Below are 14,612 nucleotides of genomic sequence, written 5' to 3'. Positions count from 1 at the left end.
TGAAGACTGGCAGGGTAATGGACAGAAAAAGAGCAACGCTGACAGGCCTGGCGGCCATATTGCTGTGGAGCACCATGGTGGGTCTCATCCGCAGCGTCAGTGAAGGACTGGGCCCGGTGGGCGGCGCGGCGATGATTTACACCGTCAGCGGGCTGCTGTGTCTGGTAACGGTGGGTTTTCCCGATCTTCGGCGTTTTTCCAGGCGCTATCTTCTTGCGGGCAGCATCCTGTTTGTCAGCTATGAGATGTGCCTGGCCCTGTCGCTGGGATATGCCGCGACGCGCTCACAGGCGATTGAAGTCGGTATGGTCAATTATCTGTGGCCAAGCCTGACGATTGCCTTCGCGATTTTGTTCAACGGGCAAAAATCCACCCTGTGGGTCATCCCTGGGCTTCTCATCTCGCTGTTGGGGGTGTGCTGGGTTTTAGGTGGCGAAAACGGTCTGCAACTGAATGACATCATGCAGAACGTCGTTTCAAGTCCGCTGAGTTATGGGCTGGCGTTTGCTGGCGCTTTTATCTGGGCCGCCTACTGCACCGTCACCAGCAAGTATGCCAAAGGGCAAAATGGCATTACCCTTTTCGTCCTGCTGACCGCCCTGAGCCTGTGGGTCAAATATGCCGTCAGCGATCAGCCCGAAATGGTGTTCAGCGTCCCGGTTGTGGTGAAGCTATTGATGTGTGGGGTTGCGCTTGGCTTTGGCTACGCCGCCTGGAATATCGGTATTCTTCACGGTAACGTCACGGTGCTTGCGGCTGTCTCTTATTTCACGCCCGTTCTTTCCGCCGCGCTGGCGGCTATTGTGCTGAGCTCTCCGCTTTCATTCTCATTCTGGCAAGGGGCATTAATGGTGTGCGCCGGATCGTTACTGTGCTGGTATGCCACCCGCAAATAGTATTTTTATTTTTTGCCGGGTACCCAATATGCCCGGCACAAAATTAACAATTTTTTAATATGTGATCACACCCTCGAATATAATTAGTAACATTCGAGACAACTAAAATTTCTGTATAGAATGCCCACAGATAGCCAGAGCCGTTGTGGAAGTTGACATAAACTGACAACACAGGTAATTAGTTCAGCGCCAATATTACCCCGCTATATAGCAAAAAGTGCAATAGTTTATTTCTTAATATTTCACTTAGAAAACAGACATTGGCTCACCGAAAAATTCATAATCCGCTGTTTTACAAGATGTTATCGCGCCCCACACGTTGATACTCTCTGTCAAATTCCTTTAATTCCCCCGAAAAACTAAAACGTCCGACAATTATTTACAGCCATATTATCGTGCTTTGTTAATAATCAATTTATGTCTATATATTAACCTGATTGAGCGATTTAAGGGTAATTTACCCGATCAGGATCACACTAATTGAAATTATCTTTAATATTTTGAAACTTATTATTGAAAGCAGTCTACGGAATTTTAAAAATAGTCTGCCATTGACGATAAGCCTCGTTTAAAAATCGCTCAGGTGGCTTAGGAAATACCTAAATAAAATTATAAGGATTATTTAAGATGAAACTTAAATTAGTTGCAGTGGCAGTGACTTCCATGTTGGCAGCTGGCGTTGTTAACGCGGCTGAAGTTTTTAACAAAGACGGTAACAAACTGGATCTGTACGGCAAAGTTACTGGTCTGCACTATTTTTCTGATGATGCTGGTAGCGACGGCGACAAAACGTATGTTCGTCTGGGCTTCAAAGGTGAAACTCAGATCAACGATCAGCTGACCGGATACGGCCAGTGGGAATATGAGTTCAAGGGCAATCGCTCCGAAGCTCAGGGTTCCGACGGCAACAAAACCCGTCTGGCCTACGCTGGTCTGAAATTCGATGAATTCGGTTCCTTCGACTACGGTCGTAACTACGGTGTGGCTTATGACATCGGCGCGTGGACTGACGTTCTGCCAGAGTTCGGTGGCGATACCTGGACGCAGACTGACGGCTTCATGACCGGCCGTACCACTGGCGTTGCAACCTACCGTAACACCGACTTCTTTGGTCTGGTTGACGGCCTGAACGTGGCTGCTCAGTACCAGGGTAAAAACGACCGTTCAGAGATCACCGAATCCAACGGTGACGGCTGGGGTCTGTCTTCTACCTATGAATTCGACGGCTTCGGTGTGGGTGCGACCTACGCGAAATCTGACCGTACTGACCGTCAGGTTCGTGCTGCAAGCAACCTGAACGCCGGTGGCGCAAACGCAGAAGTCTGGGCTGCTGGCCTGAAGTACGATGCGAACAACATCTACCTGGCAACCACCTACTCTGAAACCCGCAACATGACGGCGTTCGGTAACGGTCACGTTGCCAACAAAGCGCAGAACTTCGAAGTTGTGGCGCAGTACCAGTTCGACTTCGGTCTGCGTCCATCCATCGCTTACCTGAAATCCAAAGGTAAAGACATCGGTTCTTATGGCGACCAGGATCTGGTTGAATACGTTGACGTTGGCGCGAGCTACTACTTCAACAAAAACATGTCCACCTACGTTGATTACAAAATCAACCTCGTGGATGACAGCCAGTTCACCAAAGATGCCAAAGTGGCTACCGACAACATCGTGGCTGTAGGTCTGACCTACCAGTTCTAAGATCTGTTAGTTCAAAAGGCCAGCCCTCCCGGCTGGCCTTTTTTATTACTGCTGCCCTCCGACCTTCGCCAGACTAAACCAGATCCCGACCGCCAGAATCAGCAGCATGCCTCCCGCACTGCCCAGGGCCACGCTGTGCGAGGTGATGAACGCAGTTTTCGCCGCCGTCATCACCGGCTCGGCCAGTGACGGCGTCAGCTCCTGCGCCACCTTCATCGCTTCACCGATGGACGACGAGGCTTTATCGGTCAGCGACGCGCTCAGCCCCTGCGGCAGTACAATAGACGCCGAAAAGCTGCGGGTTAACAGCAAACCGAAAATGGCGATCCCCAGACCAGCGCCCAGCTCGTAGGACATGGTTTCGATCGCGCCTGCGGCGGCCGCTTTCTCTTTCGGCGCGGCAGCCATGATCGCTGACGTCGATGCCAGCAGTGCGCTGGCGGCACTGAAGCCCAACAGCACCATCAGGCTCCACGCCTGCCACTGTTGGGTGCTGAAATCAAGCATCGACAGGCCGATAAAACTGACTGCGCTTAGCCCCATGCCTCCGGCCGCGACAATGCGCAGCCCCAGACGCCCGACCAGCACACCCGCGATCGGCCCGCTAAATCCGCTCGCCACCATCACCGGCAGCATAAATATCCCTGCTTCAAACGGCGTAAAACCATGCACAAACTGCAACTCCTGCGCCATCAGCAGTTCAAAGCCCACCAGCGCAATCATGGCGGTCATCGCCATGACCACGCCGCTTAAAATAATGCGATGGCAAAACAGACGCATGTCGATCATCGGTACGCGCGCGCGCAGCTGGATACGGACGAAGATAAACAGCATCACCGCCCCGGTAAGCAGCGTAATGGTCACCATCCACGGCGACAGCACCCCTTTCAAGGCGGTTTTGGCGCTATAGACCAGCAGTAAAATCGCCACAATTAGCATAATGGCATGGCTGATATTGAGCGGCTGCTCGGGCCGCCCCTGCTGAGCAGGCACAAAGCGCGCAGCAAGCGAAACCACCATCAGCACGATCGGCACATTAATCAGGAAGACCGAACCCCAGTAAAAGTGCTCCAGCAGCATGCCGCCAATCAGCGGGCCAAACGCCGCGCCGCCCGACCCAACGGCAGCCCAGACGCCGAGGGCGATATTACGGTGCCGCGCATCAATAAACAGCGTGCGGATCCCTGCAAGCGTAGCCGGAATAATCATCGCCGCGCCAATCGCCAGCGACGCGCGGGCGGCAATCAGCCAGCCCGCGGACGGCGCAAAAGCCGCCGCTAACGATGACAGGCCAAACAGCACGCTGCCGATCATCAGCAGGCGCTTAAAACCTATGCGATCGCCCAGCGCGCCCATCGGCAGCACCATCCCCGCCATCACCAGCGAGTAAATATCAATAATCCACAACAATTCGTTGCCGCTGGAACCCAGCGTCATGCTCAATGTTGGCGCCGCCACGTGCAGCACCGTCGCGTCAATCGCCACCGGGATATATACCAGCACGATAATCACTAACGCTAACCACTGACGAAACATAAATTTCCTTTTCAGTTAAAAACTGGACACATGTCCAAATTGCGATCCTACGTAAAGTTGAACACTTGTCCAGCTCTTTGTTACACTCGTTTCGTTGCCATTGAGAGTGAGAAATTATGCGTTATCTGAGCAAGGACGAGCGGCGGGAAGAGATCCTCCAGGCCGCGATGCGCGTGGCGCTGACCGAAGGATTCGCTGCAATGACCGTGCGCCGCATCGCCACCGAAGCGGGCGTCGCTACCGGGCAGTTGCATCACCACTTTGCGTCGGCGGGCGAGCTTAAGTCGCTGGCGTTTGTCCGGCTAATCCGCGATTTGCTGGATGCTGAAATCGTTGGCGAAAACGCTGGCTGGCGCGAGCGCCTGCATGCCATGCTCGGCAGCGATGACGGCGGGTTTGAGCCCTACATTCGGCTGTGGCGAGAGGCGCAAATTCTCGCCAGCCGGGATAGCGATATTAAAGGCGCCTACGTTTTGACTATGGAGATGTGGCACCAGGAAACGGTTGCGATTATCAGGGCCGGGGCGGAGGCCAACGCCTTTACGCTTGCTGACCAGCCGGAAAATATCGCCTGGCGTTTAATTGGTCTGGTATGTGGCCTGGATGGCATATACGTATTAAATATGCCTGAAATGGACGACGCGGCCTTTAATAAGCATCTGGATAAACTTATCTCCCTCGAATTGTTTTAATACTCCCATCGGGGTGTTAATTTCCGCAAAAAGTTACAATTAGTAACACATAAAGCGAACCCAGATTCCCATTCCAAACTCAGGGATTCGCTTTTTTATCTATCCTTTCAGATGTATCCCATAACATCCAATAATTCCTACAAGCTATCGACAGGTATCTTTCTGTTTTTATTTAATTTTTTCTCTCCACTTGGGTAAGCAAGAGGGTGATATGTCACATCAAAGCGAGAAGAGTAACCAGCATCTGTTGAGTAACTGGAAACCGGAAAATGCGCAATTTTGGGAGAATAAAGGGAAACATATCGCACGAAGAAACCTGTGGATTTCCGTGGCGTGTTTGCTCCTCGCGTTTTGTGTCTGGATGTTGTTTAGCGCTATTGCGGTAAACCTTAATAAGGTCGGATTTAATTTCAGCACCGATCAGCTTTTTATGCTAACGGCATTACCTTCTCTCTCCGGCGCGATATTGCGTGTCCCCTACTCTTTTATGGTGCCGATATTTGGCGGGCGTTACTGGACCGTGTTAAGCACCGTTATCCTGGTCGTACCCTGTGTCTGGCTTGGGATCGCCATCCAGAATACCGCCACGCCTTACTGGGTCTTTATCATCATTGCACTGCTGTGCGGTTTTGCCGGCGCCAACTTCGCTTCCAGCATGGGAAACATCAGCTTCTTCTTCCCGAAAGCCAGACAGGGCAGCGCGCTGGGCATTAACGGCGGGCTGGGTAACCTGGGTGTGAGCGTGATGCAGCTGGTTGCGCCGCTGGTGATTTTCCTGCCGATGTTTACCTTTCTCGGCGTTCACGGCGTCCCCCAGGAGGATGGCTCGACGATGTGGCTGGCGAACGCGGCGTGGATCTGGGCGCCGCTGCTGATTCTGGCCACCCTTGCGGCGTTTTTTGGCATGAACGACATCGCCAGCTCGAAAGCATCCATTGCCAGCCAGCTTCCGGTACTTAAGCGCTTTCACCTCTGGCTGCTGAGCCTGCTTTATCTGGCAACCTTCGGCTCGTTTATCGGTTTCTCGGCAGGCTTTGCCATGCTGTCGAAAACCCAGTTTCCGGACGTAAATATCCTCCACCTCGCCTTCTTTGGCCCGCTGATTGGCGCCCTGGCGCGTTCGGCTGGCGGGATGATTTCAGACAGGCTGGGCGGCGTACGGGTGACGCTGATCAACTTCGTCTTTATGGCCATCTTTAGCGCCCTGATTTTCCTGACACTCCCCGGGTCTGGTTCAGGCAGTTTTATCGCCTTCTATCTGGTCTTTATGGGTCTGTTTCTGACCGCAGGCCTGGGCAGCGGCTCGACCTTCCAGATGATCGCGATTATCTTTCGCCAAATCACCCTCGACCGCGTAAAAAAACAGGGCGGGAGCGACGAACAGGCACAGCATGAAGCGGTGACCGAAACGGCTGCCGCGCTGGGCTTTATCTCTGCCATCGGTGCGGTAGGCGGGTTCTTTATTCCCAAAGCCTTTGGCACATCCCTGGCGATGACCGGATCCCCGGTGGGCGCCATGAAAGTCTTCCTCGTGTTTTACATCGTCTGCGTGCTCGTCACCTGGCTGGTGTACGGCCGCAAATCCTCACAAAAATAATAACTACATCTTCGCCGGAGCGTGATGCCTCACCCTCCGGCCATGCTATCGAAGCAGGAGAAATGTCATGAGCAAACTGTTGGACCGCTTCCGTTACTTCAAAACAAAAGGCGACAGTTTCGCCGATGGGCACGGGCAGGTGTACCACACCAACCGCGACTGGGAGGACAGCTACCGTCAACGCTGGCAGTTCGATAAAATTGTGCGATCCACCCACGGCGTTAACTGCACCGGCTCCTGTAGCTGGAAGATTTATGTCAAAAATGGCCTGGTGACCTGGGAAACCCAGCAGACCGACTACCCGCGTACCCGCCCTGACCTGCCTAACCACGAACCACGCGGCTGCCCGCGCGGCGCAAGCTACTCCTGGTATCTCTACAGCGCCAACCGCCTGAAATACCCGCTGGTGCGCCGTCGGCTGATCGAACTCTGGCGCGAGGCGCTGGCGCAGCATACCGATCCGGTGCTGGCCTGGGACGCCATTCAGAACGATCCGCAGAAAGCGCAGAGCTACAGGAAGGCGCGGGGTAAAGGCGGTTTTATCCGCTCAAACTGGAAAGAGCTTAACCAGCTGATTGCTGCCGCCAACGTCTGGACCATCAAAAACTACGGCCCGGATCGGGTAGCCGGTTTTTCCCCCATCCCGGCCATGTCGATGGTCTCTTATGCCGCCGGTACGCGCTATCTCTCCCTGCTCGGCGGCACCTGCCTGAGCTTCTATGACTGGTATTGCGATCTGCCTCCGGCGTCGCCGATGACCTGGGGCGAACAGACCGACGTGCCGGAATCGGCGGATTGGTACAACTCCAGCTATATCATTGCCTGGGGCTCGAACGTGCCGCAGACGCGCACCCCGGACGCCCACTTCTTTACCGAAGTGCGTTACAAAGGCACCAAGACCGTCGCCATTACGCCGGACTTCTCGGAGGTGGCAAAGCTCAGCGACCAATGGCTGGCCCCCAAACAGGGTACCGACAGCGCCCTTGCCATGGCGATGGGGCATGTGATCCTCAAAGAGTTCCATCTTGATAACCCGAGCGATTACTTCCTCAACTATTGCCGCCGCTACACCGACATGCCGATGCTGGTTCTGCTGGATGAACAGGCTGACGGTCTCGTGGTGCCGGGCCGCATGCTGCGTGCATCGGATCTGGCCGACGGGCTGGGTGAAACCAATAATCCGGAGTGGAAAACCATCGCCTTTGACGTGGCCGGAAATCTGGTGGCGCCGAATGGTTCCATCGGCTTCCGCTGGGGTGAAAAAGGCAAATGGAACCTGGAGTCGCTGGCCGCGGGACAGGAAACCGAGCTGACGCTTTCCCTGCTCATCACCCACGACAGCGTGGCAGACGTGGCCTTCCCTTACTTCGGGGGCAACGAGAACCCGCATTTCCGCAGCGTGAAGCAGGAGCCGGTGCTGACGCGCCGAGTACCGAGTAAAACCCTGACGCTGGCCGACGGCAGCCAGAGACGCGTGGTTAGCGTGTACGATCTGGTGCTCGCAAACTACGGCCTCGATCGCGGTCTGGAAGACAGTAACGCGGCGACAAACTACGCCGAGATAAAAGCCTACACCCCGGCCTGGGGCGAACAAATTACCGGCGTCCCCGCTTATCTGATAGAAAAAATCGCCCGTGAATTTGCCGACACGGCGCATAAGACCCACGGACGGTCGATGATCATTCTCGGGGCCGGTGTGAACCACTGGTACCACATGGACATGAACTACCGCGGGATGATCAACATGCTGGTCTTCTGCGGCTGCGTCGGGCAGAGCGGCGGCGGCTGGTCGCACTATGTCGGCCAGGAAAAGCTGCGCCCGCAAACCGGCTGGCTGCCGCTGGCCTTCGCGCTGGACTGGAACCGTCCGCCGCGCCAGATGAACAGCACATCGTACTTTTACAACCACGCCAGCCAGTGGCGCTATGAGAAGCTCACCGCAAGGGAATTGCTTTCTCCCCTTGCAGACGCATCGAAGTTTACCGGTCATCTGATTGATTTCAACGTCCGCGCCGAGCGTATGGGCTGGCTCCCTTCCGCGCCGCAGCTCAACCTCAACCCGCTGCACGTGAAAGCTCGCGCCGACGCCGCCGGGATGTCGCCGCAGGATTACACCGTGCAGGCGTTAAAATCGGGTGATATTCGCTTCGCCTGCGAACAGCCGGACAACGGCAAGAACCACCCGCGCAACCTGTTCGTCTGGCGTTCTAACCTGCTCGGTTCGTCCGGGAAAGGCCATGAATACATGTTGAAATACCTGCTTGGCACCGAGAGCGGTATTCAGGGTGAGGATTTAGGTTCAACGGACGACGTGAAGCCTGAGGAAGTAGAATGGCAAACCGCCGCCATTGAGGGCAAGCTGGATCTGCTGGTGACGCTTGATTTCCGTATGTCCAGCACCTGCCTGTTCTCGGATATCGTCCTGCCCACCGCCACCTGGTATGAAAAAGACGATATGAATACCTCGGACATGCATCCGTTTATTCACCCGCTCTCCGCCGCCGTTGACCCGGCGTGGGAGTCCCGCAGCGACTGGGAGATTTACAAGGGCATCGCCAAAGTCTTCTCTGAAGTGTGCGTCGGACATCTCGGCACCGAAACTGACGTGGTGCTACAGCCGCTACAGCATGACTCCCCGGGGGAGCTGTCGCAGCCTTTTGATATTCTGGACTGGCGCAAAGGCGAGTGCGATCTGATCCCCGGCAAAACCGCGCCAAACATTGCAGTCGTCGAGCGCAACTATCCGGAAACCTACGAGCGCTTTACGGCGCTTGGCCCGCTGCTGGACACGCTCGGCAACGGCGGAAAAGGCATATCGTGGAACACCCAGAATGAGGTCGATTTCCTCGGCAAGCTCAACTACGTCAAGCCCGACGGCCCGGCGAAAGGCCGTCCGCGCATCGAGACCGCCATTGATGCTTCAGAGGTGATCCTCGCCCTTGCCCCGGAAACTAACGGTCAGGTCGCGGTCAAAGCCTGGGAAGCCCTCGGCGAACTGACCGGGCGCGATCACACCCATCTGGCGCTGAACAAAGAAGACGAGAAAATCCGCTTCCGCGATATTCAGGCGCAGCCGCGCAAAATCATCTCCAGCCCGACGTGGTCCGGCCTTGAGAGCGAGCACGTGTCGTATAACGCAGGCTATACCAACGTTCACGAGCTGATCCCGTGGCGCACGATTTCCGGCCGCCAGCAGCTGTATCAGGATCACGCCTGGATGCGCGCCTTCGGGGAGAGTCTGGTGGCCTATCGTCCACCGATTGACACCCGCAGCGTTACCCATATGCGCGAAATCCCGCCGAACGGATTCCCGGAAAAAGCGCTTAACTTCCTGACGCCGCACCAGAAATGGGGCATTCACTCCACCTACAGCGAAAACCTGCTGATGCAGACCCTGTCGCGCGGCGGGCCCATCGTCTGGATCAGCGAAACCGACGCGCGCGAGCTGGGCATTGAGGACAATGACTGGATTGAAGCCTTCAACGCCAACGGCGCCCTCACCGCCCGCGCGGTGGTCAGCCAGCGCGTGCCGCCGGGCATGACCATGATGTACCACGCTCAGGAGCGAATCCTGAACATTCCGGGTTCAGAAGTAACCGGACGGCGCGGCGGGATCCACAACTCGGTTACCCGCGTCTGCCCGAAACCGACCCACATGATCGGCGGCTACGCGCAGCTGGCGTACAGCTTCAACTATTACGGCACCGTCGGCTCGAACCGCGACGAGTTCATCATGATCCGCAAAATGAAAAACATTAACTGGCTGGACGGCGAAGGTCGGGATCAGGTACAGGAGGCGAAAAAATGAAAATACGCTCACAGGTTGGCATGGTACTGAATCTCGATAAATGCATTGGCTGCCACACCTGCTCGGTCACCTGTAAGAACGTCTGGACCGGGCGCGAAGGGATGGAGTACGCGTGGTTTAATAACGTCGAAACCAAACCCGGCATCGGCTATCCGAAAAACTGGGAAGATCAGGATGAGTGGCAAGGCGGCTGGATCCGCGGTATTCACGGCAAGCTGACCCCACGCCTCGGCGGAAAAATGGGCGTGCTGTCGAAAATTTTCGCCAACCCCGTGTTGCCGCAGATTGACGATTACTATGAACCTTTCACCTTCGATTACCAGGATCTGCACCGCGCCCCGGAGGGGGATCACCTCCCCACCGCCCGCCCACGTTCGCTGATCGACGGCAAGCGAATGGATAAAATCAAATGGGGGCCCAACTGGGAGGAGCTGCTGGGCGGCGAGTTCGAAAAACGCGCCCGCGATCGAAACTTTCAGAAGATCCAGAAAGAGATGTACGGCCAGTTCGAAAACACCTTCATGATGTACCTGCCGCGCCTGTGCGAGCACTGCCTGAACCCGAGCTGCGTCGCCACCTGCCCGAGCGGTGCGATTTACAAACGCGAAGAGGACGGCATTGTGCTGATCGACCAGGACAAATGCCGCGGCTGGCGTCTGTGCATTAGCGGCTGTCCGTACAAAAAAATCTACTTCAACTGGAAAAGCGGCAAGTCAGAGAAGTGCATCTTCTGCTATCCACGCATCGAGTCCGGCCAGCCGACTGTCTGCTCGGAAACCTGCGTCGGACGCATCCGCTATCTCGGGGTGCTGCTGTATGACGCAGACCGCATTGAAGAGGCGGCCAGCACCGAGCATGAAACCGATCTGTATGAGCGCCAGTGCGACGTGTTCCTTAACCCGAACGATCCGGCGGTGATTGAGGAAGCGCTGAAACAGGGTATTCCGCAGAACGTCATCGACGCAGCGCAGCGTTCCCCGGTTTACAAAATGGCGATGGACTGGAAGCTCGCCCTGCCGCTACACCCGGAATACCGCACCCTGCCGATGGTCTGGTATGTGCCGCCGCTGTCACCGATTCAGTCCTACGCGGACGCGGGTGGTCTGCCGCAGAGCGACGGCGTACTGCCTGCGGTAGAAAGCCTGCGCATCCCGGTGCAGTACCTGGCAAACATGCTCAGCGCGGGCGATACCGGCCCGGTGCTGCGCGCCCTGAAGCGCATGATGGCAATGCGTCACTACAAGCGCTCCCAGACCGTGGAAGGCGTGACCGATACCCGCGCCATTGAAGAGGTCGGCCTGACCGAAGCGCAGGTTGAAGAGATGTACCGCTATCTGGCGATTGCCAACTACGAAGACCGCTTCGTGATCCCCACCAGCCACCGCGAAATGGCACGCGACGCTTTCCCGGAGAAAAACGGCTGCGGCTTCACCTTCGGCGACGGCTGTCACGGCTCCGACACAAAATTCAACCTCTTCAACAGCAGCCGCATCGACGCGATCAACATCACCGAAGTGCGCGATCACGGGGAGGGAGAGTAATGCAAATCCTCAAAATCATCGCGCTGCTCATTGAGTATCCCGATGAGCTGCTGTGGGAAAACCGTGACGAAGCGCTTTCCCTGGTGGAACAGGATGCGCCCATGCTGCTGCCGTTTGCGCAGCAGCACCTGAGCGCCCCGCTGCTGGATAAGCAGGCCGAATGGTGTGAAGTCTTCGAGCGGGGACGCGCAACGTCGCTGCTGCTGTTCGAGCACGTTCACGCCGAGTCACGCGATCGCGGTCAGGCGATGGTCGACCTGATGAGCCAGTATGAGAAAGCCGGGCTGGAGCTGGATTGCCGCGAGCTGCCGGACTATCTGCCGCTCTATCTGGAATATCTCAGTATCGTCAGCGACGACGAGGCACGTGAAGGGCTGCAAAACGTCGCGCCTATACTGGCGCTGATTGGAGGCCGCCTGAAACAGCGCGAGGTCGCGCATTACCAGCTGTTTGACGCCCTGCTGTCGCTGGCGGAAACACGGCTTTCCAGCGACAGCGTGGCGAAACAGGTGTCCGGTGAAATACGGGATGATACCCGTCAGGCGCTGGACTCCGTGTGGGAAGAGGAACAGGTCAAGTTTATCGAAGACAACGCCACATCGTGCGACAGTTCGCCGATGCAGCAATATCAACGACGCTTTAGCCAGGACGTCGCGCCGCAGTACGTGGACGTCAGCGCCGGAGGCCCAAAATGACTCATTACCTGAACGTGTTTTTCTATGACATTTATCCGTACATCTGCGCCACCGTCTTTTTCCTTGGCAGCTGGCTGCGCTACGACTACGGGCAGTACACCTGGCGCGCCTCGTCGAGCCAGATGCTCAGCAAGCGCGGGATGAACTGGGCTTCGAACCTGTTTCATATCGGCATTCTGGGGATCTTCTTCGGGCACCTGTTCGGCATGTTAACCCCGCACTGGATGTACGCCTGGTTTTTACCCATCGCGGTTAAACAGCAGTTAGCCATGATTGCGGGGGGTATTTGCGGGGTGCTAACGCTGATTGGCGGCTCTATGCTGCTGATCCGCCGCCTGTTCAACCAGCGGGTGCGCGCCACGTCCACCACGCCGGATATTATCATCATGAGTATCCTGCTGCTTCAGTGCATCCTTGGGCTGTCGACCATTCCTTTCTCCGCCCAGTATCCTGACGGAAGCGAGATGATGAAGCTGGTCGGCTGGGCGCAGGGGATCGTGACGTTTAAGGGAGGCTCGTCGGAAATGCTGAGCGGCGTCGCGCCGATCTTCCGCGTGCATCTGGTGCTGGGGATGACGATCTTCCTTATCTTCCCGTTCACCCGCCTGGTGCACGTGTGGAGCGCGCCGTTTGAGTATTTTACCCGTCGCTATCAGGTTGTGAGATCGCGCCGTTGATTTTGTCGGGTGGCGGCTACGCCTTACCCGACCTACGTTCACACGCATGTAGGCCCGGTCAGGTGTAGACGCCACCGGGCCGCAATGTCAGAACAAAGTACTTCCGCTGACGACTGAAATAACCAACAGCAGCAGCAACACTGCGACAATCAGACCAAAAGCCAGTAACGCCGCATGAAAAGCGAGCGTGGCCCCGGAAAAAAACAGTGCACCACTCACCCCCCATCTGTTCTCTTTGCGCATCCCAGCCGTGAAGGCAAGCCCTAATGCCACAACGGATAAAATTATTCCGCTATTGATAAGAATGCTGTCGATATCGACCGCTTTCTTTTTTGCCTCAACGGTCGGCTGTTCTCCCTTTATGCCAGCAATGATCCCTTTTTTTACCGCCGAAACCTTTTCAGCCACAACAATTTCAAGCGCCGTCGACTTTGTCGAAAAAGGACCAAAGGTGAACTGCACTAATGAGAGAAGCAGTGCAATAACCCCGAGTAACATTCCCACTGAACTGAATTTATTCCGCAACAAGATTTCCATATCAGCATGCCTTTGATGATGTTTAAACTAACCTGCCGGGTGGCGGCTATTTCCCGGCCTGCGGATGCGTATCAAACCCCGCCATCACCGCCGTCAGCTCGGCCAGGGTAAAGCCGTGCTTCGGGTCATCAACGCCCAGGCCAAACCGCTCCTGCAGCAGCTTATACAGCGCCTCCGCATCCGGCAAATGGATCTGCTCCTCCACATGACCGTTCTGCCAGTGGGTAAAGTTGAAGTTGGTCAGCGTCAGCTTGCCGCCGTCCGGCAGATGGCGGCACATCAGCAGATGATGGCGGAAATGCGACTGCGGCCAGTGCGCCGACCAGAAATTTCCCATCACGTAATCGCTGAAATACTGCGTCGCCAGGTCAAAATGATACATCGACTGCCAGTGGTCGTGATGGCGGAATTGCAGTATCCAGTCGTTACCCTCGCTCAGCAAACGATAACGCCCGTGTGGGGTTTCCTGTTCCTCGTTGGCGATCAAACGAATCGGCGCCGTCAGCGTTTGTCCGCCAAATCCCACATCGGCGATCCAGCGCTCGCCGTTCAGCTCAACCAGCAGCAACCGGTGCGTACGCGGCGGCATCTGCGACGGATTGGCCAGCACAACCCGCCCCAGCACGCTGCGCACCGTAAACCCGACTTCGCGCAATACCCGCTCAAACAAGCCGTTTTGCTCGAAGCAATACCCCCCTCGACGTGCGGTGACCAGTTTATCCACCAGACACCCGTCGTCCAGATGGATTTCCCGCGGCAAAACGACGTCGATATTTTCGAAGGGGATCGCGCAGTTATGGTGTAAATGCAGCCCCCGCAGGGTATCGATATTAACCTGTACGGGCTGCTGCCAGCCCGTGCGGGCAAAATAAGCACTCAGAAATGGGGACATGATTTGCTCCAGGAGGTGATATCCCCTGTTTATAAACTAT

At 56.0% G+C, this 14,612-nt stretch carries 11 protein-coding genes; 8 read left to right on the top strand and 3 right to left on the bottom strand.

The genetic code is table 11. From position 1 onward, the window contains the following. The first annotated feature begins 17 nt into the window (after positions 1-17). Positions 18-896: an aromatic amino acid DMT transporter YddG gene (gene yddG, locus ACOTX4_RS16975; RefSeq protein WP_023314188.1), complete on the top strand. Its 879-nt coding sequence runs from the start codon at positions 18-20 to the stop codon at positions 894-896. A 627-nt stretch (positions 897-1,523) separates the two neighbouring features. After that, positions 1,524-2,597, top strand: a complete 1,074-nt coding sequence (gene ompC / locus ACOTX4_RS16970; RefSeq protein WP_045333069.1) for a porin OmpC — start codon at positions 1,524-1,526, stop codon at positions 2,595-2,597. 45 nt (positions 2,598-2,642) lie between these two features. Here the strand turns inward: ompC and ACOTX4_RS16965 are convergent, their stop codons facing one another. Next, positions 2,643-4,133: an MFS transporter gene (locus tag ACOTX4_RS16965; RefSeq protein ID WP_045333070.1), complete on the bottom strand. Its 1,491-nt coding sequence runs from the start codon at positions 4,131-4,133 to the stop codon at positions 2,643-2,645. Positions 4,134-4,249: 116 nt separating this feature from the next. On the opposite strand from ACOTX4_RS16965, the gene ACOTX4_RS16960 reads away from it, so the two are divergent. From ACOTX4_RS16960 to narI, 6 genes are all read left to right on the top strand, one after another. Continuing rightward, positions 4,250-4,825, top strand: coding sequence for a TetR family transcriptional regulator (locus tag ACOTX4_RS16960; RefSeq protein WP_003857036.1), 576 nt, complete (start codon positions 4,250-4,252; stop codon positions 4,823-4,825). Positions 4,826-5,036: 211 nt separating this feature from the next. Continuing rightward, positions 5,037-6,422, top strand: coding sequence for a NarK family nitrate/nitrite MFS transporter (locus ACOTX4_RS16955; RefSeq protein ID WP_003857034.1), 1,386 nt, complete (start codon positions 5,037-5,039; stop codon positions 6,420-6,422). 67 nt (positions 6,423-6,489) lie between these two features. Continuing rightward, on the top strand, positions 6,490-10,230 hold the full coding sequence (locus ACOTX4_RS16950; protein ID WP_022651228.1) for a nitrate reductase subunit alpha: 3,741 nt from the start codon (positions 6,490-6,492) through the stop codon (positions 10,228-10,230). Next, a complete protein-coding gene (gene narH / locus ACOTX4_RS16945) occupies positions 10,227-11,771 on the top strand; it encodes a nitrate reductase subunit beta (protein ID WP_022651229.1) in 1,545 nt (514 codons plus the stop codon). The genes ACOTX4_RS16950 and narH overlap by 4 nt, the downstream gene beginning before the upstream one ends. Continuing rightward, positions 11,771-12,466, top strand: a complete 696-nt coding sequence (gene narW / locus ACOTX4_RS16940) for a nitrate reductase molybdenum cofactor assembly chaperone (RefSeq protein WP_063937605.1) — start codon at positions 11,771-11,773, stop codon at positions 12,464-12,466. The genes narH and narW overlap by 1 nt, the downstream gene beginning before the upstream one ends. Further along, positions 12,463-13,143 carry a respiratory nitrate reductase subunit gamma gene (narI, locus tag ACOTX4_RS16935; protein ID WP_003857027.1) on the top strand — a complete coding sequence of 227 codons (681 nt, stop codon included), beginning with the start codon at positions 12,463-12,465 and terminating at the stop codon, positions 13,141-13,143. The genes narW and narI overlap by 4 nt, the downstream gene beginning before the upstream one ends. Positions 13,144-13,230: 87 nt before the next feature. On the opposite strand, the gene ACOTX4_RS16930 is transcribed toward narI, so the two are convergent. Both ACOTX4_RS16930 and nhoA read right to left on the bottom strand, forming a co-directional pair. Next, positions 13,231-13,680 carry a hypothetical protein gene (locus ACOTX4_RS16930; protein WP_047071785.1) on the bottom strand — a complete coding sequence of 150 codons (450 nt, stop codon included), beginning with the start codon at positions 13,678-13,680 and terminating at the stop codon, positions 13,231-13,233. A gap of 46 nt (positions 13,681-13,726) precedes the next feature. Then, on the bottom strand, positions 13,727-14,572 hold the full coding sequence (gene nhoA, locus ACOTX4_RS16925) for an N-hydroxyarylamine O-acetyltransferase (RefSeq protein ID WP_045333072.1): 846 nt from the start codon (positions 14,570-14,572) through the stop codon (positions 13,727-13,729). Between the last annotated feature and the right edge of the window lie 40 nt (positions 14,573-14,612).

This window comes from Enterobacter cloacae complex sp. IR5459, from assembly GCF_049238005.1.
Taxonomy (GTDB): domain Bacteria; phylum Pseudomonadota; class Gammaproteobacteria; order Enterobacterales; family Enterobacteriaceae; genus Enterobacter; species Enterobacter hormaechei_C.
The sequence above is the reverse complement of the archived record's forward strand: the minus strand, read 5'-3'. Positions and strand labels throughout refer to the sequence as shown.